The sequence below is a fragment of the Pseudoalteromonas sp. SG44-8 genome, from assembly GCF_014164125.1.
GTDB lineage: Bacteria > Pseudomonadota > Gammaproteobacteria > Enterobacterales > Alteromonadaceae > Pseudoalteromonas > Pseudoalteromonas rhizosphaerae.
The window spans coordinates 64117-89770 of record NZ_JACJEQ010000008.1; the positions used below are offsets into that span (position 1 = coordinate 64117).

The following is a 25654-nucleotide window of genomic DNA, read 5'->3' on the forward strand; positions in this document are numbered from 1 at the left end:
ATATCTCAACCGCTATTGTGGTTAATATACAATCAAACATCTACACGCTATTACAGATTATTTTCAATCATGGTTTTAATGATCCGCGCTTTAACAAAGTGATCTAATTGGTGGGTTTGTATCCACCATGTCGCAGCTTCCATAAGTAATTCTGGATCATCATTTTTGTTGGCAAAAAAAGCATAAAACGACAGCCCAACATTATCTCCCTTCGCCGCTATTTTTTTGTCGCAAACTTGAATGATCTTAGTCCTTAATTCGTCGCGCATTACGGCGTTACCTCACTTCACTTTTTAAACTGCATTGCATTTCAATAAGTTGGTGTTCGCCAACTATTTCAACATCTTTAATATATTTAAAACCATAACTTTCGTAATAGCCTTGCAAATAGGCATGTGCATGAATTTCAATGATCTCAAGGCCAATTTTACCAGCATGTGATAACAAGGCATTAATAACCAATTTAGCAATGCCGGATCCTCGGTATTGCTTTAACACTGCAATCCTTGCCATAACGCCACACCGTCGATTACGTTCCACTAACCGCGCAGTAGCGACTAAAGCACCACCATCTGTTACCACCACATGCACAGCTCGTTCGTCGAAACCGTCTAAATCTAACTGCTTAGGAATACTTTGTTCGATCACAAATACTTGGTGGCGAATAGCATGCGCTTGCGCAATCAGTTCAGGGCTAGTGCCTAGCGTAACATCCATTTATTGTGACCTCTTAAACATAATCAACGAGCTAATTTTACTGTAATTGTTGTAGCAGCTGAGCTATTTCAGCCTTCAGCGCTTTATCAGGAATTTTATTTGCGCTAACCTGCGCAGCTTGTAAACTTACAATAGCAGCTTCGGTTTGCCCTAGTTCAACATGCATAGTTGCCATCGCATAACCAATTGACGACATATAATCTTTCGCATTGATGGCGTTAGCTTTAGCTAATGCTTTTTCATAGATCAACAACGCATCGGCAAACTCATCGGTAAAATCAGCGAGCGTTTCCCACTGTACAGGATGATCTTTCTCAGTATTTTCATGCTCAATACACAGTGCTTTTAGCTGCCCATAGAGTGAATCGAACGTGACTTGATCTTGCTGCTGTGCAGCATTCATTAGCTCACCGGCTAAGTTCAATACTGATTTATACAGTTTTGTATTCATTATTCTTTCATTACCTTTTGTTAGAAATTACAGCCAAATTAACTATCTTGCATGGCTAAGAACAACAACTCAAAGCGAAACGAAAGAAAATACAAGGCCGAGAGCGTACTATTCTAATACACTCGAGACTAAAATGATTCATTCTAAAGCGTATCAAGCCTAAGGCGGGGGAAAAATCTCAGCTCAAATCAGGTGATACCCCCCTGTTACAAGTTATCACCTCAGCCAAATTTTTATTGTTTCAAGGCTAACTCTCAGTTTTTGCTGTATCTTTACCACTTGCATGAATAAAATACAGCGCAATACCCAAACATATTACAGCGCCAATACGACTTGGCGAAAAAGCAATCACATCGTTACCAAGCCAACCAAAATTATCAATTAACATACTCATAAATAATTGACCGAATATTACCGCAACCGTTGCGACTGCGGTGCCAATTCGCTGCACAGCAAACACCATTATCACGATATAGGGTACTCCACACATTGCCCCTAATAATTGCCACTTTGGCACATCCAACAGGGTTAGCGCATGCCTAGGTTCAAAATAAAAGATAAGTAACCCGGTGATCAACGCACCCACCGAAAAGGTTAAAAATGCGCAGCGAAAAACACCTACTTTACTTCCTAATTGGCCATTAATGGCAGCCTGAATACTCAAGGTTGCACCACCAATCACCGCCAGAATTATCATAATTATAGTCATTAGCGTCCCCTAACCTTGTGCCATCAGAATTAATGCAATGACAATAAAAAATAGTGCCATAAGCCGTTTACGGTCAATCTGGCGATGTTGACTACCAAATAAACCATAATGATCTATCAGCAAACTTTTCGCTATTTGTCCCATCAAGATACTGATCATCGTCATAGCAATACCTATCACAGGTGCTGTGAACGTCAATATAACGACATAAACAGGCCCCAACACGCCACCTAACAATGTCCATGATGGTTGTTTGAAAAAAGATGGGCTATTCCGAGGACTAAAAAATAGCATCAACATAAAGGTAAGAGCAGCACCAACACCAAACACACTAAATGTGGCCCATAATTCTCCAACCTCACCACCTAAAGGGCCCAATAAGCCTGCTTCTACAGACAGCCCCATTCCTCCCATAACGACAATTAAAATCAAAATAAACTGCATGCAAATCTCCTATTAATAAGGAATAAATAATAACCTAGAGCTTTAACGCGAAAAATGGGATTATATAAGAAACACTTTTGCAGGATTTGCACAAATGAATGATTTCAGTTCGATCAATATCAGAGCGTTAAAATTTTTTATCGCCGTGTATAAATGTAAAAGCTTTTCTGTTGTTGCTCGACATGAAAATGTATCGCCTTCTATGGTCTCTAGAGTAATTTTGCAACTTGAAGATGCCCTTGGTCAGCAACTTTTTTACCGTAACACAAGAGCAATAATGCCAACCGAAGCGGGCCGAATTTTTCATGATTATGCGCGCTCAATGACCGAGCAACTCAACGAAGTACGTAACGAGCTGCAAGATAGAGCAACTCAACCCAAAGGGTTAATAAGAATTAATGCGCCGGTTTTTTTCGGACAAAAACACATAGCGCCTTGGCTTGGTGAGTTTTTAAATCGCTATCCGAAAATTCAAGTAGAGTTGACTCAAACCGATGATTTTATCGATCCGCATATTGATGCCGCTGACGTGATTTTTCGTATCGGATCTCTTGCAGATTCATCGTTACATGCTAAAACATTAGGACTGCAAACTTATCATTTAGCCGCATCCCCTGCTTATCTGAAAAAATATGGCACACCAAAAGTGCCGGCTGATCTTAGTCAGCATCAGGGCTTAATTTATAGCGGTTCATCGGGGCAAAATCGTTGGTTATTCAAAATTAATTCGTCATGGCAGCAGCAAAGTGTAATACCGACTTTAGTATCTAACAATGCTGAAACGCTGTTTATCGGGGCTTTGAACGACATGGGAATTGTATTATTCCCTGATTGGTTAATTGGTGAAAGCTTAAAAACAGGCGCTCTTGTTTCACTCTTAAGTGAATTTGCGCCAACAATAAAAACAGGACCACAAAACATTACTGCAATTTACCCTAATACACGACAACCACCGTTAAATGTTCGAGTATGTATTGATTACTTTAGTGAAGTTTATGGCAACCCGCCGTACTGGAAATACCAAAATTAAGTATCTACGTTATGCTCTAACGGGTGCAAACAGACCAATAGTGATACCTAAAAAACACACCCGCTCAGCACACAATTGCATGCAGCTAAGTGACGCAGTTACTCACTGATTTTTTGGTGAATAATTTACTCTGAGAGTAGATTTATACACTACAACTAGGGGTATACTGGAAATAGGTTTTCAATTGTGGAAAATAGTATGCTCCCAACAACACACCCTATTTTTTGGCGCGACCCCGAGTTACCATTTGTCGAGCTGCGCCAAGTATTAGATGGCCGCAAAGTCACTTATGCTCCCCACTCCCACCAGCAATGGTCAATTGGCGCAATTTTAGCGGGGCAAAGTGAATTCATTTGTGAAGATCGTCTACATCAAGTAACACATGGTAATTTAGTATTAATGAACCCTGATGAAGTCCACGCCTGTAATCCAAAGCAAAACTCAGCGTGGGCTTATTACATGATGCATATAGATAAAAATTGGTTAGCAGCGTTATTGTTCGAGTCTGGCGTCACAAAGCAACAAAACTGGCAAGGAAGTCGCTTGGATACAGTGCTACTACCACAGCTTTATCAGGACTTTGTTATCTTGTGCCAAAACCTAATGACAAATACGTTTACCGCAGCACAAAAGCGCACGTTGCTAAGTAGTTACTTCGTACAATTATTTACGTACCTTGATTGCGTTGAGCCATTACACGAGCAAACGTTATTACCTGAAAATAAGCTATATCAAGTAGCGAACTACCTGAATGAGCACTGTTTTGAAGACCAATCAATTAACACAATCAGTAAACTTTTTGGCTTTAGCAGCAGTTATTTAGTGCGCGCTTTTAAACGTCATTTTAATATGACTCCGCACGCTTATCGGTTAAATCGTCGTATTCAATTAGGTCAGCAAGCACTAAAACAAGGCCAGCCAATAGCAAGTATCGCTCACAGTGCAGGTTTTAGTGATCAAGCGCATTTTCAGCGGGTCTTTAAACAACGCGTAGCGGCAACTCCCGAGCAATATCGCCGTACTTTATCACTGTAAATTAAAACCACTAAATCAATAATAAAAAGCAGCTGCCAGCCAGTAATAGTGCAAGAATTTTATTCATCACTCGCATTTTAGCTGGGCTTTGAAAATGCTGCCCGAGCCGTATACCTAGCCAAACCCAACAGCCAAGTGATAACCAACAAATAGGTAAATATAAACTTGCAAAAGTAACCAGTTCAAATCCTTGCGCCCCTGGACTATATGCTGCAATGCCTGATAAAGAAGCCAACCACGCTTTAGGGTTAAGCCATTGCATGATCACACCTGTCATAAAGGTAGGGGCATTTTGCTTAGCGTCAGCTGTGAGGCCGCCATCATCGATAAATAATTGATAACTGAGATAAAGTAAAAAAGCGATACCGAGCCACTGTAATACACCAGTGATCCAGGCTAATTGCGCAATGAGATAATGCAAACTAAAACCAATAAACAAAAATAATGCAATGAAACCAAAGGTAGCACCAGTCACAAATATTAAGCCTCTTTTTGCCCCATATCGCGCACTACTACTTAACGAAACAAGGTTAACTGGCCCGGGTGATATAGACGCCGCCAAGGCAAATAGTGCCATTGAGATGATCACTGATAAAGTCATAACGTATACTTAGGTTATTTAAAGTGGCGTTTATTATCTGTTGTTGCAATAAGCCATGTATTGAACAAAATTGACCTTGTTGTAAATAAAATAGCATCTGACAAATTACCCCTGCAAAAACACAGCTGCACTAAAAACAATCGGTGATACACTAGAATTAGTCCATCTTACAAATTAGCGAACCATGAAAGAATGTAATCAATGTGGTAAATGCTGTATTAAATACGGTGGTGGCGATCTGAGCGCCACGCAAGAAGAGATTGATCTATGGGAGATATTTAACCCCGAAATCTTTGAGTTCGTTAAAAATAACCAAATATGGCACGACCCACAATCGGGAGTAAAACTAAGCCAATGCCCTTTTCTTGAAATAGCACCAAAAATAAATCCCCTCGCCGCAAATAAATATACCTGCAGTATTTATTTAGACCGCCCTGAAGATTGCCGCCACTATCCTAGCCTTATCACCGAAATGGTAAGAGACGAATGCGAAATGATTGAAGTAATCGATTTAGATAACTATAAAAAAGCACAAAGAAAACTTGATCTATTAATGCAAGACAGTCGCCCTGGCGGCTATACAGAATAAAACAGAGCTTAGCTTTGAGTGAGCTCCTAGCCATTAGACTAAAGACTTAGCACCCAGTAATTCATTAATGCGTGCCGTATAACTGGCTTTTTTAAAGCAATAAACAACAAATATGAAAATAAGGTATTGATTATTAACAATAGAAATTAACTTTTGAATATTTTCTTCTCTGCTGGCTATACCTGCGCCAAGCTACTTTAATCCGTCATGCTCGACCTTTGCCTAATCGTAATTGATAAACCTCTACTTTATTCTATCGATTCAATATTCATTGCTTTATACAAGCTGTTTTTTTATTTTGAGTTAGCAACAATGTTGCAGGAGAATTCATGACAACCACGCCAAAAGATGACACGTCATCCCAAGCTGAGCAGGTAAGCGATACTCAAACCGTTTCCGATAGCTATAAAAATCTTCATAAACCAAGCTCTGAGTTTGCCAGTCGAGACGATTATCTCGAGCATGAACTGCAAATTATGCAGCCAAAGCGCTGGCGTCCTAACTTGCCTTTTCGGGATTACCGCTTCGAATTTGAAGACACAATTCCCGCGATGGCAGGGACAATTGGTAAAGTTGTTATGGTAGGCGCTATTGCCGCCACCTTTGCCGCACCGCTTGGTTTAAGTGACGCCTTTGTGTTAGAAAACGTACGCTATGAGTTACTCATAGTGGCTATTTTTATCATCTTGTTTTCAGGTTTTATTTTACCCACTGCTAACTTAGCGGGAACCCACGGACCACTCATTCCATTAATTCCCATTGTTGTTGCAGCAGGCGGACACCCAATGGCATTCGGGCTACTCATTGGCGCCTTAGGGTTACTGCTTGCCATCAGTAAAGGCGGCAGTTTGTTGGCACGACTAACCAGTAAAGGGGTGTGCGGCGGATTATTACTTTACTTAGGATTCATAGGCACTATATCGCAAGTAAAGAAACTGTTTGCATGGGCTGAACAAATTCAAATGACCCACATTGCCTTCATCGTTATTTTGGCCACTATTTTACTGTACGCGCTACTCGAACATTTTAAAAAACGTTGGTTAGCTGTGCCGCTCAGCTGCCTTATTGGTGGTCTAACGGCCTTTGCCTTAGGTGCGCCGTTTGAATTTAAAACCGCCCCCGGGTTACCAAATATGAACCCTATGTATTGGTGGGGTGAAAACACCGGTTGGATGTTAGGTTTGCCGACTCTTGAAAGCTTTGTAGTCGTATTGCCCTTTGCCATACTGGCAGTGGCCATGTGGTCGCCAGACTTTTTAGGCCATCAAGTATTCCAAAAGATCAGCTACCCAAAACGCACTGAAAAAGTGCAAATGAACATTGACGATACTATGCTCAGTGCATCAGTTAGGCAAACCTTTGGCTCTATTTTAGGTGGGTCTAACTTCACCTCATCATGGGGCACGTATATTGTGCCTGCCGCGATTGCTAAGCGCCCTATTCCAGCGGGTGCAATTTTAACCGCACTTTTTTGTGTAATTGCAGGTATATGGGGTTATCCAATGGATCTCGCCATTTGGCAACCGGTACTGTGTGTGGCGTTAATAGTGGGTGTATTTATCCCACTGCTTGAGGCGGGTATGGAAATGACTCGCGAAGGTAAAACCACGCAATCAGCAGCTATTGTGGTATTTGCTTCAACGTTAGTAAACCCAGCGTTTGGCTGGTCACTGACCATGCTGCTCGATAACTTAGGCTTAATTGGCTGTAAAGAGCGCAGCTCTGAGCTTACCCATATGAGTCGCTGGATCATTCCGCTGTTTATGTTTGTATTATTGACCAGTGTTATGGCCATGGTGGGCATGCTGCCAGGTATTCCAGCGTTGCTAGAAAACTTTAGACACTAATACAAAAAGGGGGGAAGCCAGTACAGCGCTCCCCCCTTTTTAATAACCGTGACTTCGTTTTATTCGTCTTGCAACGCCATAGCAGCAAGTTTCATGGTACTTGCAAATGATTCTGCGCCTGCGATAAACAAGCCATTGTGGCAAAACATTGCGTCATCAATGCCCGTTTGCGCTTGAAATGCAGCATCTGATAAACCAGCCCATGCTTTTGGTAGTGACTTCCTGTCTTCAAATGAACCCGGTTCAACAGGCACCGTTTGCAAAATCCATTTGCCTGAATGCGATGGATAAACCATGTATAACGCTTCTTGCGATAAAGCATGCACTGTTTTTTTCCACGGCGTGTATTGCTCTAATACAATCACTCTTGCATCATCTGCGTTATCAATCGCTTTAGCGACGATTGCTTTAGCATTAATGCCGCCACTGGCTGCTGCAATAAAACGTGTTAAAACACGCGATGCAAATTCAACCGCCTCATCAAAACAACGATCAAAGTCACTTTCCTCTTGCCATGTTGGGTTAAACATTGAAATTGTTTGGCTAAGACTAATCCCTTTCGATACACCTTCAACATGACCGCAATCAATCGCATCAATGGTCGATACCAAACCAGCATCAACTGCATTCGCAACATCTTGGTCACCCTGACACAGCTCTAAACCATATTTTTGCCAAATTAAACCAAATGATGAGTATGGGATGCCATTTTCACGCTCACCGGCACCGCCACGTTGGTGATGATCAAAACGTCCAGCAGCTGGGTCATATTCGCCGCCAACATCAATCACTATGTCAGCTTGCGCGATTAATTCTAAATCACGAGTACGTATAAGTTTAAAAGTAGGAAGAATATGCCTAAGTGCGGCGATACTAAACACATCATCCGCATGAAAATTACCGTTATGAGTTGCTACTGTTATATCATTCATTTATTTAATATCATTTTAGAAAGGAGTAAGAAGACGGCGAAATTTAAACTGATCCGTTAGCACAAAATAGATAAGTCAAAATTACAAGCACAACAGTATACGCTATCGGCGAGCAGCCCACAAAAACAGTGAACCACTTTGTGGTAATTAATCGTCTAGAGGAAGATAAGCGACAGTAATAACAAAGCAACAGTAGATTGATGGTAAAAACATAACCAATCCATACATGAACTGTCTTCTGTAAAACTTTCTCCTCGAGCGATACCTCAGTCTTTACTAAATAAAATTGCCGAACCCACAGCCATTAAACTAAGTATATTATTTAAAGAGCAAGTTAAATAATATTGTTGCCTTGCTCAGGATCGCGAGAGCGCTCAGCTTGTTCACGAATTTCATCAGCATCACTGCTCACATCATCAATACCAGCATCCAGATGCGCAATCGGTTTGACTTTTTGATCTTGCGTAGTGGGTTGTTCCGGAGTCTTTTGTGCTTGCTCACTTGGTGCATTTAAAATAATCCGTTCACGAGCATCATCAGGCATACTAATACCATGCGCGTCAAAGCTATTAACCATTTCACGCATCAATTGCGACGCTACCTTAACTGGGCTGTTTTGCTCACTATTAACCCAAAAGTAAATACTGAGATTGATAGTGGCTGAGCCTAATTCATCAAGTAACACCTGTGGGGCCGGATCTTTTAGCACAGCAGCTTGTTTATCCATTAAACTCAGCGCTAACTGCTGAGTGTTACGTATATCGTTATCGTAACCTATGCCTATTTTATAGTGACCGCGCATTTTCGGATTAGCAGTAAGGTTTTTAATCACATTTTTATAAACAGTCGCATTAGGTATTTGAATATGATTACCATCAAAATCAACTAATGTGGTCGCCCGCGCAGTGACCTTTTTTACTACCCCTAAGCAGCCATCGACTTCAATAACATCATCAATACGAAAAGGACGTTGCACACTTAATAGCATGCTCGATATAAAGTTCTCTGCAATATCACGAAATGCAAAACCTAAGATTAGCCCTACTAATCCAGTACCGCTCATTATCGCAACGGCAAATTCACTTAAGCCTGCTAAGCGTAAAAATAGATAAACTCCAAACAAAATGATCACAGTACTAATAAAGCGACGAGCAACAACATGCAATAACCGCCTTTCACTTACATAGCCAATAGGTTTCACTAATAAATAAGACACAGGCTTTGCTAAAAAATAGCACACGATTATTGCTGCTATACCTAAAGTGAGAGCGGGTAACATTTGCCAAGCACTTTGTAAAAAATGCGCAATTTGTGAGTTTATACCTTGCCAAGATACTGGCGCTAAAGGATCCGCGTTGGTACTCGTTGTTTGTATTTTTAATGCGCTAATAATTTGATTATTAATACTATTCATTATTTCCATATGTAACTCATGCGCTCTTTATTGATAAAACCATTAATTCTGTAGAAGCAAATTAAACGCCAACTTAAGCTGGCAAGCACCTTGCACCTTAACTTCTAATAAATAGTGACTAATAACCATCAGCAAGGAATAAAATATGGCACATAAACCACGTGGCTACACAGCAGATAAACCAACCGAGATCCCCTTGCTGGGCTGGTGGGATATCAGCAAGCGGGTATACCAAAGTATGTCGCAAGATAACTTATCCTTTGTTGCCGCTGGTGTCGCTTTTTACGCATTACTCGCTATTTTTCCAGCACTGGCAGCCTGTGTTTCGCTGTATGCTTATTTCGCCTCTACGGCGGATGTTAGTGAACAGATTAGTAAGTTTATTACTTTATTGCCACCGAGCAGCCGAGAAATCGTTCTACAACAGGTATCTGAAGTAACCCAACAATCACAAAAAGTGTTAAGTGTTAGTGCAATAAGCACGTTGTTATTAACCACATGGAGTAGCAGTAAGGGCTGCCAAGCACTGATCACAGCCTGCAATATTACCTACCATGAGCAAACCAAAAGGCAGTTTTTCAAAGCGCTTTTAGTGCGCTTTCTATTCTCTATTGGCGCTATATTGGTCGCCGTAATCGCATTATTAATAATTGGTATATTGCCTATCGCACTCAATATTGTTGGTCTAGAAAACAGTATCGATACGGTGATCAAATTACTCACTTGGCTGTTACTAGCAGCGACTTTTCATTTTGCTTTAGCTTTTGTATATCGTTATGCACCCCATAGAAAAGCGGCAAAGTGGCGTTGGGTTACAACTGGTTCAGTAATGGCTACTGGGCTTTGGATCATCGCATCATTAGGGTTTTCATATTATGTGTCACAGTTTGCTTCATACAATGAGACCTATGGTTCGTTAGGCGGGGTTGTGATCATGTTGATGTGGTTGTATATCAGCGCCTATATTATTATTTTTGGCGCTGCGATTAATGCCAGCACCGAACAACAAACCATGGTTGATAGCACCGTGGGACCAGCACATCAGTCTGGCAATCGCGGGGCTTTTGTAGCGGATAACCTAACGAAAAAACAAAAATCAGAACGTTCTGTTAAAACGAATGAATAGTGCTATTTTTACCCATGGTTGTTTAATTTTATTGTGTTTAAATAATACCATACAAGATTCGGAGCAAAGCAATGAAAGTAATAAAGCAACTCAATAGCCATGCAACCCAAGATGGTGATGGCGTAAATATTAGCCGGATACCAGGCTTTGATGGTAAGCATTTAGATCCTTTTTTAATGATCGACGAATTAAAATCCGACGATCACAGTGACTTTATGGGTGGGTTTCCTGCCCACCCGCATCGTGGTATCGAAACCTTTACCTACATTATTAAAGGCGGCTTTGAACACCAAGATCAAATGGGCAATAAAAAAGCTATTCGCGCAGGTGATGTGCAATGGATGAGTACCGGCTTTGGCGTTATCCATAGCGAAATGCCACTTGCCGATGCGATTGAGGGGATGCATGGCTTTCAAATTTGGCTCAATATGCCAAGCACTGAAAAGCTCAGAGCACCGAAATATCAAGATACTACTGAGCACCCTGCACCTGAACATAAAAATAGTCAAGGTGTTGAACTAAAAGCACTGGCTGGCAATTGGCAATTTGACCAGCAAACTCAGGTTTCAAGCCTACAAGAACTAGCAGCCAATGGCATGCTAGCAGATGTAACATTACCTGTAGGCACTGAGTTTGCTCATCCACCACTGACACAAAGCAAGGTGATGATTTATATTCATACCGGCTCAATCAACACCGAACAAGGTGGTCCAGTAATGGCTGGCAGCCTACTTATTTTAGAGCCCGGTAGTGATATTAAATTTAGCTCGCAAAGCGGCGCTGGGGTACTTATTTTAGCCGGTGATCCGCTTAATGAACCTATTGCTCACATGGGCCCGTTTGTGATGAATACGCAAGATCAATTACGAGAAGCAATTAGTGATTACCAAAGCGGTAAATTTGGTAGCTTTTAAAACACGATATAGGAGTCAATTATGGGATTACTAGTCAACGGTAAATGGCAAGATAAATGGTACGACACCGATAAAAGCGATGGTGAGTTTAAACGCGAGTCTGCACAATTACGTAACTGGGTAACCAAAGATGGCAGCGCAGGCCCAACTGGTGAGGCGGGCTTTAAGGCACAGAAAGGCCGTTATCATTTATATGTTTCATTAGCCTGCCCATGGGCGCACCGCACCTTGATTTTTAGAAAATTAAAAGGCCTTGAAGACTATATTGATGTCTCTGTGGTTAGCCCAGATATGTTAGATAATGGTTGGACGTTTGATAAAAACAACCACAGCACTGGAGATGCACTTTTTGATAAGCAATTTATGCATCAAATATACACCGAAAATAAAGCAGATTATTCCGGAAGAGTAACTGTGCCTGTGCTTTGGGATAAACAGCAAAATAAAATAGTCAGTAATGAATCTGCTGAAATCATTCGCATGTTTAACAGCGCCTTCAATGATTTAACTGGCAATAAACTAGACTTTTACCCAAATAACTTGCACGCTGAAATCGATGCAATTAATGAGCTGGTGTACAACAACATTAATAATGGCGTGTATCGTACTGGGTTTGCGACCACTCAAAAAGCCTATGAAGAAGCATTTAATGACTTATTCACTGCATTAGACAAAGTCGAAAGTATTTTACTCAAGCAGCGCTATTTAGTGGGCAACACCCTAACCGAAGCAGATTGGCGATTATTCACCACTCTAATACGCTTTGACAGTGTGTATGTTGGGCATTTTAAATGTAATCTGCGTACTATCGAAAATTACCCGGCACTGAGTGAATACTTACGTGAGCTTTATCAAGTTGCTGGCGTTAAAGAAACCGTTGATTTTTATCATATCAAACGACATTATTATTTTAGTCATACCATGATCAACCCAACGCAAATCGTCCCTAAAGGGCCCAATATTGATTACGCTCGCGAGCATAATCGCGGTTAACCAATTTATACTACCCCTGCAAAATGGCAGGGGTAGTATAGGCCTTTTTATAACCACCACAAATCACAATAATGCCTTTTAAAGCTTTGATCACCACTGTATTGTATTGATAATATAACCAAAATAACTTTTTTCACCGACCAGATTTACTCTTTTATTCTTGAGCGTTAATAATTCAGCTTTATCTAAATACCATCTTATTGAATGTGTTTCTTCACTTGCTAAATCGGAAAACTTTAATTCTACGCAGTGCGGCTCATAGTCACTACTACATGTTGTTGCCTCAACTAATAAATATTCTTGCGACCAATACTCAGCCAATTGATAATTTGCCCATAACTGTATTGGGATATTAATGAATGTCCAAAAGTAAAAGTAAATAAACACTGGACTAAAAAGCAGCGTAAAATACTTAACTAAACGTCCCTCAGCAATAAAATGCTCATCTAAGCTTTCCTTCACTTGAGCAAAATTCTTATACTGACTAAAAAGGTAACCAATCGTCAGCACTGTCAGCGAGGGTAAAACCCATTGTAAAATAAAATTGTAATTAGCATTAGGGATAAATGCGGGATCCACACTTTCATACCAGATGAAAAAACCGCAAGGCATAAAACAGGTAATCAATAATATTAAAATAATCCAAAAAAGCTGAGGTTTTGCCATAGAAATTTAAAATCCTTATAAATTATGACCTGAGATAGCGTAACAAATGCCTATTATACAAACTGTTGCAGTTATAGTTTAATACTCTCAATATTAATATATTTATTATTTGAACAAACTCTTTAAATTTTTACTATAGGTACGGCTGACTTTAAGTGTTTTACCACTTTGTAATACAGCCGTGTATTCAGAGTTTCTAAGTGGGTTAAGTTGCTTTATATGGCTTAAATTTACAATCGTTGATTTATGTATTCGCAGGAAATCTTCAGGCAAGGTGTTTTTTTCAAGCTCTTTTAAACGCGCCCGCATTACGTGTGTTTCAGCAGGTGTGTGTACACACATATAATCCCCCGCCGCATCAATCCATAAAATATCTTTAAACGGAATAATTTGAATTGGGTTTTTAGCATCTTGAATAACTAAATTCTCAGCTTCAAACTTATAGTCAGAATTACCCGCCACTTCAAGTGGTTGCGATTCATTGATCACCAGCGATTGGTGCACTTCAATAAGTTCGGTTTTTCTGTTTAGCTTTTCTGTTTTAATAACTCTTTCAATGGCTTCTGCAAGGCGAGCTAACTTAACGGGCTTAAGTAAATAATCCAGCGCCCTCACCTCAAAAGCTTTAACAGCATGTTGATGAAATGCCGTAACAAAGATAACCGCAGGGCAGCTCTCTGGTTGAAAATGTTTAATTAATTCAAAACCTGACTTTGTTGGCATTTCTATATCTAGAAACACTAAATCTACATCATATTCGTTAAGTACTTTAATTGCTTCATCAACACTTTGTGCACTGCCAATCACTTCAATTTCAGCAAAGGCTTCTAAGCGAATACGCAAACCTTCAATAGCACTGTATTCGTCATCAACGAGTAACGTTTTTAATTGAATCATGATTGCAAACCATTAATTGGAAGAGAGATACAAAACCACGCACCACCGGTAGTCGCATTGCCTTTTTCAATTCGGTGACTATTACCATATATTAATTTTAAGCGTTGCTCACAATTAGCCAAGCCGATGCCTCTTTTGGTTTTTTTATTATCATCAAAGCCTTTACCAGTATCAGCAACTTTAATGAGCAATGCGGATTTTGTTTTTTCAACATTAATTGTGATCACCATTTTTTGATCTGCTCGCATACCATGTTTTAACGCGTTTTCTACCAATGGTTGAATTAATAAAGAAGGTATTAATAAATCATTGCATGGTTCATCAACGCTAATATTAACCTCTAGCTTGTCAGCAAATCGGCATTGTTCAATATCTAGGTAGGTTCTTAACATTGCGATTTCTTCTTTGATAGCTACTTTTTCAAGTGGGTCGGTATATAAACTATGGCGCAATAAGTCACATAGTTTTTCAAGCATGTTTACTGCCTGCAAGCTTTCTTTTTTCAATATTAACGTGCAAATGGCGTTAATACTATTGAACATAAAATGCGGGTTAAGCTGATATCGAAGCATTTTTAGCTGTGACTCTTTGGCTAAATGGGTTGCTTCTGCGGCCTTTTGAGTTTGCTCAAGATTATCTAAATAAATTTTGATCCCGTAATAAAAGGCAGTCCATGTTGAAAGCATGGTTAACGAGGCTGACGTCCATGTACCAAAGTCAAACCATGACATTGAAAGCCACCAGTTACCATATAACCACTGCAAGGAAATCCATTTAATTTGCGTCCAGAGTAATGTTGCAATTAGAAGCAGCATAATACGTAACGCGACTTTAACTTTGAGCTCTTGCTGGCTAAAACAGTTGTAAAATCGTCTTAACGCTAAAGTGATCAAAAAGCCACATGCTACATCAATAATTAAATGCGGTATATGTATTGTCCATGGCTCATCGCTTGGTATTTTTATCATTAATTCGGTCAGCATTGCATAGACAATCCAACCACAACTTTGGAATAACCAGAACAACTGACTTCTAGGGTTATTACTATTCACATTATTAAATCCAATGTTATAGACCGTTGATTAATAATAATTAATCAACGGTCTTAGGGTATTACTTTGCGCACGTTAATGATAATGAGTCATTACTCGGTTTTATAGTTAACGCCACATCCGCAATTGCTAAACTTAAATTTTGACTAGTAATGCGCAGCGCATCTGTTATTTTTTGCTCAGCAAGTCCGCTATCATCACAGTGCAGAGGGATTGCTAGAGTATGCCAACTTTTGTCTGTCATTAATTGTGAAAACGATGAAAAATCAATATTCCTTAAGCAATGATTTTCTCTACACATGACTTGCAAGTTTGCTCCTTGTTCAGGAGCTTTATCTATGCGCATCTTTAATTCAAGGTAACCTGCACTAAATTTACTATCTAGCTGTTTAGGCTCTAGGTAACTCAAGCTAACAGCGGCTTGTGCGCGCCAATTAAAGCCACGGCCATCTTCTTGATAAGATAAATTGACTGATTGCATAAGTAAACTTTGTTTATCGCCACTGGTTGCTGATGCACCGCTGGCTAACACCTTTTCTGTGCTTGTATCTGCCAGTTGCCAAGTCATATTTTTGGCTAAGTTTCTTACAAACAGGGGATGTGAGTCACTATTAACAATTTTTTTAGGGCTGGTTTTCTCACTCAAAACAGGCACATTTATCTTGTCCTGATAAGTTAAGCCATAGCCATAAGCAAATAATGGATCATAGTCAGCATCGTTTAAGTTTAACGTAAATTGGTCATCATATTTAGGCCATGAAAAACTCAACTTACCGCTGAAATCAAACTGGGCTTTACCTTCGCTATTAGTTAATAGTACATCTGCAACGCCCTCACCTTCAGAGCCTGGTAGCCAAGCAGCAACAAAGGCATCCGATGCATTGAACTCTTTATTAACCCACAACGGGCGGCCGCTTAAGAATACCGTTACTACAGGAATATTATCAGCTTTAAGCTGCTTTAATAACGCAAGCGCATGTTTAGTTTCATGCTGAAACTCAAGCATCTCGATGTCACCAAACCATTCTGCATAAGGTTCTTCACCGATCACCACGATGGCTACATCTGGCTTGCTAGTATACTCACCAGACTCGCTCAAAGTGATCTCACCACCCGCTTTTGTTACTTGCGACTGTAAACCCGCATAAATAGAGGTCGCATTTGGAAAGTCACTATTGGTATTGTCTGTGCCCTGCCAAGAAACGCTCCAGCCACCCGCTTGCATATTAATTGCATTCGCGCCTTTGCCGGCAACTAAGATGCGGCTACTCGCTTTGATTGGCAGCACGTTTTCGTTGTTTTTTAATAGAACGAGTGACTTACGAACCGCTTCTCTTGCCAAAATGCGATGCTCATTAGCACCTAACCACTGCGGGTGTTGTGATTCAGGTCGCGCTGATGGTTTGCTCTTCGAAAATACCCCCCAACGGATTTTAGCCCTTAAAAAGCGCCTAACGGCATCGTTAATTCTTGATTCTGCGATTACACCGTCTTTCACTTGCTTAACAGTATTATGATAAAACGCTTCAAAATGCTCTGGCACCATGATCACATCAACGCCCGCGTTAATTGCTTGCGCACATTGCTCTAAATCGCAGCCTTCTACAAACTTGTGAGCATTCCAATCACTGACTACAAACCCATCAAAACCAATTTGGTTTTTAAGTACATCCGTTAATAAATGTTTATCGCCATGTACACGTTTGCCATTCCAACTATTAAACGATGCCATCACTGATTGCACACCTTCATTAATAGCCGAAAAATAACCTGCGCTGTGAATATCTCTTAATCCTTTTTCATCGATAAGCGTATTTCCGCGATCAACGCCTCGCTCTGTACCACCATCGCCCACAAAATGTTTTGCGGTTGCAATACGGTTACTGCCTTTTAAAAAGTCAGCCCCTATATCACCTTGAATACCTGTCACCATACTACCCGCATACAGCCTAACTAATTCAGGGTCTTCTGAGTAACTTTCATAGGTTCTGCCCCAGCGATCATCTCTGACTACAGCGACAGTAGGAGCAAAACTCCATTCAATCCCAGTGGCAGACACTTCTTTTGCTGTTGCTTGGCCTATGCGCTTAATTAAGTCGGCATCGTGCGCAGCTCCTAAGCCAATATTGTGCGGAAATAATGTAGCGCCATACACATTGCTATGTCCATGCATGGCATCAGTACCCCAAATAGTCGGTATTGCAATACCGTCTTTCGTTGAGTCCATTGATGCTAGGTACATTTCATCGGCATATTTTAGCCATGTCGCCTGATCAGCGCGTTTGTCGCCATAGGGCGCAGTATTACCGCCATTGAGGTATGAACCAAACCCATATTTGCGCATTTGTTCAACACTTAAATAACCAATTTCGGGCTGAATCATTTGCGCCACTTTTTGCTCTATGGTCATCTTTGCCAGTAGTTGTTCAATTTGCGCTTCTACAGCGGGATCGCGTTTAAGTTTAGTGTTTACATAAGGCCAGTTGACTTGCTCACGCTCTGCACTGAATGAATATTGACAAGTAAGCGCCCCAACTACGGGCAATAAGCAAAATAATAATTTAGAATATTTGATTTGAGACATTAAAAACCTTCGAGATTAAATTCTATTTATAGATACAAACTTCTTAATTTTATTGGGGAATGTACTCAATAAAATCATAGTACGCCCACGAAGGGCTGCCGTAGTATTGACCTGGGAAGTAATAGCCTTCGGTTGAGTTATCACCATTCCATTGGTTAATCATTATTTTTGTATTATCCATCGGCCATGCATACGCGGGAATTTCATTTTCAGCTAAATGACCATCGCCATTGTCTTTGTAGAGCACTCTTAATGTTTGCTCATTTCCTTGAGCGTCGTATAGGTACCAACGAATCGAGTTGCTAGACCAATCAAAGCCAATAGTTAATAAGTTCTCTCTGTAATCAAGCCCAAACTGACTTAAGTCGATGTCCTTTTCCCAGCTTTGATAAGTGCCACCTTGCGGCTGATAAATCACATTGGTATGAACAACGTTCCCAAGGGAGGGTAAAAGCTCAATATCTATCTCTTGCCATGCTCTGCCGGGTGAATCCCACCACGATGTGTAAGTAAAAATGGAAGACACAGTGCCTTGCGTATTCCCTGACTTAACACTGCCTTGCACCTTGCCAAAGCCATAGAAATTATTACTTTGCAGCTCAGCACATGCGCCTTGTGATAATGAAAGCGTGATCCCCTGTTGGCTTGGGTTAATCATTGCAGGGGAAAATTCACAGCCAAAAGGCGAGCCATTGTCGCCACTTCGCGCATTCCAAATGGCATTATCGTAACCCCATGAAAAATTATCTTTAAAATAATTGGCATATGTAAAAGGTGAGATAAACACACAACCTGCAACTAACGAGCTAATAAGCTTAGTTTTCATTATTGATCCTTATTTAAATTGTACACCTCCCACAGTGGTATATTGACTGTGGGAAGTTTAATTGTGGTTAGGTTATCTAGAATGAAAAACCAGCTCTTACACCGTAATACCTTGGCATGCCAAAGCTGCCTTTTGGAATTCCTTTGCTAGTATTATTCCAATATTGAATAGTTTCATCAGAGGCATTATTAACGAATACTTCTGCGTACCAGCTTTGTCCTTGCGGCTCATATTTAATTGACGCGTTATAAACTGCAAATGCATCTCGGCTATCGTCAATGTATTTTGTCGCCTCGTCCGACACGCTAAAGTCCATATCATCTAAGTGTTTATCAACATTCCATACTGTTGAGTACGATTCATCTTTCCAGCTCGCATTAAGCCAACTATGGATAAAACCATATTCACCTAAATCAAATGTATGTGTGTAGCTGATGTTCGCCGTGAACTTAGGCGTCATCGCTAGGTTATTGCCTTTAAGATTGGTTGATAGCAGTGTATTTTCAGGATTTTTTGATTCCTCATAAGAAATATCAAAAAGATACTCAGCATCGTAATCCCACTTAGTATTCCAATCGTCCGTCACTTTGGCATCGGTCCAGGTTACATAACCGGTGATACGCCCGCTTGGATATGGCTTCCAATCAAACTCAAGCTCAATACCTTTGATTGTTGAACTAGGAACATTTTGTGTGTAATAAGCAATCACAGGCTTGTTTTGAAAATCAAGTACAGGCTCGCCATTGCTATCTAAAACGGGAGAGCCATCTTCATCTTCTACCACAGATAAACGTTCTACGTTACCGATTGAGCCCACTGATGCGTATTGCATGTCGGTGTAATCTGTGTAGAAAAACGCGGCTTTTAAGTTTAATGAATTATCAAAAAAGCTCGATTTAGCGCCAAGCTCCCATGTAAGTACTTCTTCTGGGTCGAACTTAGTTTCAAAGCGTGTTACGTCGCCGGTTCTATCATTTACGACTTCATATACATCACCAATTCCGCCGGCTTTAAAACCACTGGCAAGATAGGTATAAACCATCGTTTCAGGTGAAATGTCGTAGTCTAAACCAACACGAAAGTCATGATGCTGCCAACTTCCTTTATTATCGTTTGCAAAGTATGACGCATAAATTGAAGGATCTTCGTAGTAATCAACTGGTAAGTTATTTAGATCTGTTCTATTTAACCAACCAACAGCGCAACCATCGGCATTAGAGCAGCGGTATGTTTTGCCTCCTTTATCTTCTTTCGTTTCATCACTAAAACGATAACCAAGTGTTAGATGTAATTTTTCAGTTAAATTGTATGTACCTTGGCCAAACAAAGCGAATGCGTCTGTAGAGCGATCAGGTTGATCCCAAAAGGCTTTATCGTCCATTGGGTTATCGTAATAACCCAAGGTCGTGGTTTTTTCGTGGAAATAGTTAGCACCAACAATCCAAATAAAATCGCCGTATTCGTCAGATTGTAATTGCACTTCTGTAGAAAAAGATTCAGCACCAGTGCCATCTAAAAAGTACGTTGCCCCATCCCAAGGATCGAGGCCGACTTCGCTATCTTGTGCTGAAGAGCGTTCCATATCCTCATAGCCAAGTAGCCACACAAGCGAATATTCATCATTTATATCGTAGTTAAGGGTATTTCTAAGATAGGTGATATCTAAATTAAGCTTACCAGGCACATTCACAACAGCTTGATATGTATTATCACTGGGTAAAAAGTTTGTGCAATCGCCGCCCAGCTCTTCACTTCTACCGCGAATTTTATCGCAGTTAACTAAATCGAGATTGTTATTGCTGTTATTAACGTACTTTTGAAAAACGGTATGATTTGAAAAGCCACCATCTAACGGCTCCCAAAGCGTACTAATTCTAAAAGAGTATTCATCAGCGTTGTTATAAAAGTCGTCTTTTTCTGCGGGGGTTAATTGGCGAACTTTTTGCGCCTCTGGATTTGTGCCTGCGCCATCTATCCACCAGTTTTCTCGCTGCGTGACTGTTTGACCAATACCTTGATAAGAATCCTCTGAGATAACAGGAGCATTGAGTATATCGTCGCTTAATCGTCTTGAGTCGTATTGGTTAGGATCGTAGTAACCCTCAAGGTAAGAATCTCGTTTTAATCCTTTGCCAGAAAACCGTACTGCAAATTCGTCATTAATTGGAATATTAATTACGCCATCAATATTTTTGCTGTTGTATTTTCCTGCTTCAACGTTCACATTGCCATATAAATGAGTGAATTCAGGCTTTGCTGAAATAACATTAATGCTACCAACTGTAGAGTTTCGACCAAATAATGTGCCTTGTGGCCCCCTTAATGCCTCAACTCGTTCAATGTCATACATCAGAGCTAGCGCTCCTTGCATTCTTGGCGAATAAATACCGTCAAGGTGAACGCCAACAGCAGGGTCGCCAAGCTCAGTAATATTGGTAGAGCGTACGCCACGCATCGAGATAACAGGTGCTGATTGATCCGTCGCTGTGGAGATATCTAACCCTGGCACTAGATTAGCAATATCTTTAACACTATTTACGCCATTTTGCCTGAGCTCAGCCTCCGTTAATGCTGTAATAGCAACAGGGGTTTCCATTAACTTTGTTTTACGTTTGGTTGCTGTTACAGAGATAACCTCTAAGGAGGTACTTTGTTTTTGCGCAGTGTTGCTTTCATTCGTATTCGTTGGATTATTCGTAGCAGCTTGTTGGGCATGTAACGGGAATGAGCAAGCCAATGCTACGGCAATTGATAATGCTTTTTTATTTATTGTGTGCATATTCGACCTTTTGATGTGTGTGTAAAACGTTAAGGTTTGTTACTTTTATTTAACAGTCTCATAGTATCCATAGGGTCTTTTTTGATTACTAGTCAAATACGCTAAGGCGAGTTAGATATAATACAAGCCGAAATTAAATCTTGGACAATAAATAAACTGACTCCTTGATTTAGTATCGACAGTCAAAAAACTTAAAAAATTATTGCATGAAAGTAAAACTGACCACCGATGCCATAAACACAAAGAAAGCGGATATAATCAGTGTGCGATGAAAAATACCATGGCATAACTTTATATACCCAAAAACGCAGGTCAATACATTAGGTAAGTTATCAAGGCTCACTCATTGTCACCTGCTAAGGCGTGATTAAAGCCGTGCTTAACATGCTAAGCTCGATATAAAATACGTGGCTTTAAACACTGCCCCTATATTATTAACCAATCGTTTTATACACATCAATATTACTGTGAGTAAGTAGAGCACCAGCCTGTTCACCAAACGTTTTAAAATGTGGCGCTAACTTATGCTCTTCAAAGTGCTCATTTGTAGCCCATTGTTCAGTTACAATGTAATCGGTTTGCGTGTCATTATTTTTCACAGCCAGCTCGTAGCGTAAACACCCTACTTCTTTGCGCGATAACTTTTGTAAGTTATCAAGTGCACTAAGTAACGTAGCTGCATCAGCGTTTTTACATGACAGCATTGCTATAACGGTTAACATAGTTATTCCTTTGCATTAAAAAGTGCAGACTCACTGCACTTTATATTGAACACGCTTAAAACGTGTCTTGATCCCACTGCGGTGCAAAACTTGGGGTTGCTTGACGGTCGCCGCAATCGAGAGCATCAATACGCGCAATGTCTTCTTCATCAAGTTTTACGGCTTTATCATTAAAGTTATCTTCAAGATTTTTACGCTTAGTTGATGACGGAATGGTCGTCATACCCTTGGCGTTTACCCATGCAATAACCACTTGTGCAGGGCTTGCATCATGCTTCTTAGCAATATCAATAATGGTATGATCGTTTAACACTTTACCTACCACAAATGGCATATAGGCGGTGACATGAATGTCATGCTGCTGACAAAAAGCACGTAACTTGGTATTGGTTAAATAAGGGTGTACTTCTATTTGGTTGGTGAATATTTCACGTGAGTCCAGTGTTTGCATGGCTTCTTTTAAATTCGCAATAGTGAAGTTCGATACACCAATATGCTTAGTTAATCCAAGCTGCTTTGCCGTTAATAACTCAGTTAAATACTCGCTCATTGGTTCATCGTTTGATGGCGCAGGCCAATGGATCAACAATAAATCGACAGAATCGAGTTGCAGCTTGTTAAGAGACTCTTTCACACTGGCGATAAAATCGCTTTTATTCAGTTTGTTATTCCACACTTTGGTGGTAATAAATAGCTCGTCTCTAGGGATATTGCTGTCTTTTATCGCTTGGCCAACTTGCTCTTCATTGCCATAAATCTGTGCGGTATCAATATGGCGAAAGCCAACTTCTAATGCCATTTTTACAGATTCATAGGCTGTTTTTCCTTCTAAGCGGAATGTCCCCATGCCTAAGTCTGGCATTTCAATTACACGTTGTGTCATAACTTTATCCTTATAAAAATAATCGGTTTAAATACAAACTTATTAGATTTCTAACCTAAGTTTTTCGAAATACACCTGTTACTTTGTTCATTTAAAATTTTTGACCTCGTAAAAGGTATGAGGCCATTAACCTTAGTTTCAAGGGCTAGAGCCTGTTTATCTTTCACAGTTACTTTTACATCCATATGTTTGGTTTTTAGATAAGGCAGTATTAATGTAGCTAGAGAGCCAGAATAAAATGCGGAAGTTTTACTTAATTTTTTACTTAACCCATCAGATTACAAACCTAGCATGGTGATTAAATAGCTTGTAAATTAAACAATCTTCAACCAGAGAGGTTAACCGGCCCTAGAACCTAATAATTATATTTATAAATGGCTGCTTTAAAAAAATTGAAAGTGCATCTCTCAAGGCCGCTATTTTCAACACTGTTAGCGCTGAAAGTAGTGGCTCAAAGTCGATTTATTCTACTGCGCTCTAGTTACTTATCTCTATGTTTTTGTAACATTTTCATTTCACTGTAGCTGCTGTGTTCCATCATTTGATCCATCATCACTTGCATCATTCTCAGCTGACCTTCCATTTTATTGATACGTTCATCGCCCTCAGTTTCTGACTCTGAATCATCACCACTTTCATTTAGGTCGTTTATCATCCGCATATTTGCACGCATTGAGTTCATATGTTGTTCCATTAGCTGCTCACGCTTTTGTGGATTATTTTCGTTTTCGATCTGTTGCATTAGCGAAAACATTTGCCGCATTTTTGGTTCCATATGCGATGTTTCTTTATCATGCATCATCTTGCCCATCATCATATGGTGTTCACCTTCGCGTTCATCTTCTTGGGCAACTGCTGTAACAGCAAAAACAGCGGTTATAACCCCCACGATTAGATATCCTTTCATAACGAACTCCTTTTCACAGTCAGTTCATCATGAATAGCATGCGTACCTTCAGCACCTTTGGCAATTAACATTGCTGAGTCAATTTGGCTTTGGCTATCAACAATACCAATTAAACGCACATCGCCTTTATTCGTAATGACTTCGATATTAAATGCTCTGAGAATAGGATCATTCATTAAAGCCATTTTAACGTTTGTAGTTACATCGATATCTAAAACATTGTTAGCCACCGTACTTTTTGGCGGCTTTTCCGCAGCAATTTCTGGGGATTTATAGCAACCAGTTAATTGTGAAACCATCAGTATTGCAACAACACATAGTATTTTTGAAAAGTATTTATCCATTAGGATATCCTCAGTATTAAGTGGAGCGATCACCATCGGCGGTAAAGTGTATTCTTCACTACCTACCATCACTTTATTATGTAAGAGGCTAACGTTCTGTTCGTTATCGAACTCAAAACAACTGTGTGTCAATAATAAAAAGCAGCGATTCATACTGGTCATTACTGCATTCATGTAATTAACTCGCTAATTTGACTGTGTACTGCAGCGCACAGACAACCGCGGCAAATAAGCTAAAACTAAAGCGGTTCATTCAAATCATCGCCTAGTTGGCAACCTCAATATCAGCTCTAAAACACGCCAACACTTTATACTGTCGACCCCATTAAAAAGGATAACTACTATGTTACGTAGCATGAAAGATCTTGAAAATTGCGCTATCGCTGCTACCGATGGTGTGATCGGTAAAGAAAAAGATTTTCTATTCGATGATTTAGCATGGGTGATCCGCTATTTTGTTGTTGAAACAGGTTCTTGGCTATCCAGCCGTCAGGTTTTGATCTCACCAATTGCGGTTCAAAAACCAAACTGGATAGAAAAAATTCTGCCTGTGTTGATCAGTAAAGAACAAGTTAAAAACAGCCCAACTATCGATAACGATAAACCCGTGTCACGGCAAAATGAGGCCAGCTTACTCGATTATTATGGCTACCCTTATTATTGGGTAGGCGAAGGATTTTGGGGAGGCGGTATTTACCCTTATTTATTGTACCGTGACCACCAACACCTCCCACATACAGAAGCAGGTGCACGCAGCGCACAACTAACTCACCATAATGTTAAAAGTGAAGATAATAAAAAAGCAGATCCAAATTTACGCAGTTGCAAAGAGGTTATTGGCTATCATATTAATGCAAATGATGGTGATATTGGTCATGTCTCTGGATTATTAGTAGAAGAAACAACGTGGGCGGTGCGTTATCTGATCATCGATACCAGTAATTGGTGGGGTGGACATAAAGTGCTCGTGCCACCAGAGTGGATCAGCGAAGTATGCTGGCTCGACAATACCATCAGCGTTGATCTCAACCGCCAAGTAATAAAAGATGCGCCAGAGTATGATTATAACCTGCAAATAACTCCCGAGTTTGAAACAGCTATATATCAACATTACGAACTAGCGGGTTACTGGGCAAAAGTAGCCAAAGCTAAAAAGCTGGCAACCAATTAAACAAAACATCCCCCAAAACGC

26 protein-coding genes are annotated in these 25654 nt (G+C 40.2%); 8 read left to right on the forward strand and 18 right to left on the reverse strand.

The genetic code is table 11. The features are described from left to right. Positions 1-50 precede the first annotated feature (50 nt). From H5163_RS08860 to H5163_RS08880, 5 genes are all read right to left on the reverse strand, one after another. A complete protein-coding gene (locus tag H5163_RS08860; RefSeq protein WP_145241061.1) occupies positions 51-269 on the reverse strand; it encodes a DUF6500 family protein in 219 nt (72 codons plus the stop codon). 7 nt (positions 270-276) lie between these two features. Further along, the gene (locus H5163_RS08865) at positions 277-717 is read right to left on the reverse strand and encodes a GNAT family N-acetyltransferase (RefSeq protein ID WP_182734947.1); all 441 of its coding nucleotides are present in this window, start codon (positions 715-717) and stop codon (positions 277-279) included. Positions 718-754: 37 nt separating this feature from the next. Further along, positions 755-1171: a tetratricopeptide repeat protein gene (locus tag H5163_RS08870; protein WP_182734977.1), complete on the reverse strand. Its 417-nt coding sequence runs from the start codon at positions 1169-1171 to the stop codon at positions 755-757. A gap of 244 nt (positions 1172-1415) precedes the next feature. Then, positions 1416-1877, reverse strand: coding sequence for a DMT family transporter (locus H5163_RS08875; RefSeq protein ID WP_145241067.1), 462 nt, complete (start codon positions 1875-1877; stop codon positions 1416-1418). Positions 1878-1886: 9 nt separating this feature from the next. Beyond that, positions 1887-2321, reverse strand: coding sequence for a DMT family transporter (locus tag H5163_RS08880; protein WP_145241069.1), 435 nt, complete (start codon positions 2319-2321; stop codon positions 1887-1889). A 94-nt stretch (positions 2322-2415) separates the two neighbouring features. On the opposite strand from H5163_RS08880, the gene H5163_RS08885 reads away from it, so the two are divergent. Both H5163_RS08885 and H5163_RS08890 read left to right on the forward strand, forming a co-directional pair. Next, positions 2416-3351 carry a LysR family transcriptional regulator gene (locus tag H5163_RS08885; RefSeq protein ID WP_149982852.1) on the forward strand — a complete coding sequence of 312 codons (936 nt, stop codon included), beginning with the start codon at positions 2416-2418 and terminating at the stop codon, positions 3349-3351. Positions 3352-3549: 198 nt separating this feature from the next. After that, on the forward strand, positions 3550-4386 hold the full coding sequence (locus H5163_RS08890; RefSeq protein WP_149982853.1) for an AraC family transcriptional regulator: 837 nt from the start codon (positions 3550-3552) through the stop codon (positions 4384-4386). Between the two features lie 10 nt (positions 4387-4396). Here the strand turns inward: H5163_RS08890 and H5163_RS08895 are convergent, their stop codons facing one another. Beyond that, positions 4397-4987, reverse strand: coding sequence for a LysE family translocator (locus H5163_RS08895; RefSeq protein ID WP_182732204.1), 591 nt, complete (start codon positions 4985-4987; stop codon positions 4397-4399). A gap of 184 nt (positions 4988-5171) precedes the next feature. Between H5163_RS08895 and H5163_RS08900 the strand changes: the two genes are divergently transcribed. Together H5163_RS08900 and H5163_RS08905 are read left to right on the forward strand one after the other, a co-directional pair. Beyond that, entirely contained in the window at positions 5172-5576 is a 405-nt protein-coding gene (locus tag H5163_RS08900; RefSeq protein ID WP_145241077.1) for a YkgJ family cysteine cluster protein, read from the forward strand. Positions 5577-5905: 329 nt separating this feature from the next. After that, a complete protein-coding gene (locus H5163_RS08905) occupies positions 5906-7423 on the forward strand; it encodes a DUF3360 family protein (protein WP_145241079.1) in 1518 nt (505 codons plus the stop codon). A gap of 59 nt (positions 7424-7482) precedes the next feature. Here the strand turns inward: H5163_RS08905 and H5163_RS08910 are convergent, their stop codons facing one another. Beyond that, the gene (locus H5163_RS08910) at positions 7483-8355 is read right to left on the reverse strand and encodes an MYG1 family protein (RefSeq protein ID WP_182734948.1); all 873 of its coding nucleotides are present in this window, start codon (positions 8353-8355) and stop codon (positions 7483-7485) included. 334 nt (positions 8356-8689) lie between these two features. After that, complete coding sequence (locus H5163_RS08915) at positions 8690-9778, reverse strand: mechanosensitive ion channel family protein (RefSeq protein WP_182734949.1); 1089 nt, start codon at positions 9776-9778, stop codon at positions 8690-8692. Between the two features lie 136 nt (positions 9779-9914). Between H5163_RS08915 and H5163_RS08920 the strand changes: the two genes are divergently transcribed. The 3 genes from H5163_RS08920 (at position 9915) to H5163_RS08930 (ending at position 12802) form a co-directional block, all read left to right on the forward strand. Further along, positions 9915-10895: a YihY/virulence factor BrkB family protein gene (locus H5163_RS08920; RefSeq protein WP_145241085.1), complete on the forward strand. Its 981-nt coding sequence runs from the start codon at positions 9915-9917 to the stop codon at positions 10893-10895. 71 nt (positions 10896-10966) lie between these two features. After that, on the forward strand, positions 10967-11809 hold the full coding sequence (locus H5163_RS08925) for a pirin family protein (RefSeq protein WP_182734950.1): 843 nt from the start codon (positions 10967-10969) through the stop codon (positions 11807-11809). Between the two features lie 21 nt (positions 11810-11830). Further along, positions 11831-12802 (forward strand): glutathione S-transferase family protein, encoded by a 972-nt coding sequence (locus H5163_RS08930; RefSeq protein ID WP_182732208.1) that lies wholly within the window; start codon positions 11831-11833, stop codon positions 12800-12802. A 90-nt stretch (positions 12803-12892) separates the two neighbouring features. Here the strand turns inward: H5163_RS08930 and H5163_RS08935 are convergent, their stop codons facing one another. From H5163_RS08935 to H5163_RS21175, 10 genes are all read right to left on the reverse strand, one after another. Further along, positions 12893-13468: a hypothetical protein gene (locus tag H5163_RS08935; RefSeq protein ID WP_182718958.1), complete on the reverse strand. Its 576-nt coding sequence runs from the start codon at positions 13466-13468 to the stop codon at positions 12893-12895. Between the two features lie 105 nt (positions 13469-13573). Next, positions 13574-14365 (reverse strand): LytTR family DNA-binding domain-containing protein, encoded by a 792-nt coding sequence (locus H5163_RS08940; protein ID WP_145241093.1) that lies wholly within the window; start codon positions 14363-14365, stop codon positions 13574-13576. After that, positions 14362-15417, reverse strand: coding sequence for a histidine kinase (locus tag H5163_RS08945; RefSeq protein ID WP_310736643.1), 1056 nt, complete (start codon positions 15415-15417; stop codon positions 14362-14364). Before H5163_RS08945 ends, H5163_RS08940 begins: the two co-directional genes overlap by 4 nt. A gap of 61 nt (positions 15418-15478) precedes the next feature. Further along, positions 15479-18001: a glycoside hydrolase family 3 protein gene (locus H5163_RS08950; protein ID WP_182734951.1), complete on the reverse strand. Its 2523-nt coding sequence runs from the start codon at positions 17999-18001 to the stop codon at positions 15479-15481. A gap of 49 nt (positions 18002-18050) precedes the next feature. After that, positions 18051-18827, reverse strand: coding sequence for a family 16 glycosylhydrolase (locus tag H5163_RS08955; protein WP_182734952.1), 777 nt, complete (start codon positions 18825-18827; stop codon positions 18051-18053). 76 nt (positions 18828-18903) lie between these two features. Then, complete coding sequence (locus H5163_RS08960) at positions 18904-21606, reverse strand: TonB-dependent receptor (RefSeq protein ID WP_145241099.1); 2703 nt, start codon at positions 21604-21606, stop codon at positions 18904-18906. 434 nt (positions 21607-22040) lie between these two features. Continuing rightward, the gene (locus H5163_RS08965) at positions 22041-22328 is read right to left on the reverse strand and encodes a putative quinol monooxygenase (RefSeq protein WP_149982864.1); all 288 of its coding nucleotides are present in this window, start codon (positions 22326-22328) and stop codon (positions 22041-22043) included. 55 nt (positions 22329-22383) lie between these two features. Beyond that, positions 22384-23211, reverse strand: a complete 828-nt coding sequence (gene dkgB, locus H5163_RS08970) for a 2,5-didehydrogluconate reductase DkgB (protein WP_145241103.1) — start codon at positions 23209-23211, stop codon at positions 22384-22386. Positions 23212-23692: 481 nt separating this feature from the next. Further along, the gene (locus H5163_RS08975; protein ID WP_145242837.1) at positions 23693-24118 is read right to left on the reverse strand and encodes a hypothetical protein; all 426 of its coding nucleotides are present in this window, start codon (positions 24116-24118) and stop codon (positions 23693-23695) included. Further along, positions 24115-24636 (reverse strand): BON domain-containing protein, encoded by a 522-nt coding sequence (locus tag H5163_RS21175; protein WP_218939791.1) that lies wholly within the window; start codon positions 24634-24636, stop codon positions 24115-24117. Before H5163_RS21175 ends, H5163_RS08975 begins: the two co-directional genes overlap by 4 nt. A gap of 169 nt (positions 24637-24805) precedes the next feature. Here H5163_RS21175 and H5163_RS08985 point away from each other — a divergent pair, with 169 nt between their 5' ends. After that, positions 24806-25633, forward strand: a complete 828-nt coding sequence (locus H5163_RS08985) for a PRC-barrel domain-containing protein (RefSeq protein WP_145242835.1) — start codon at positions 24806-24808, stop codon at positions 25631-25633. Positions 25634-25654: the final 21 nt, after the last annotated feature.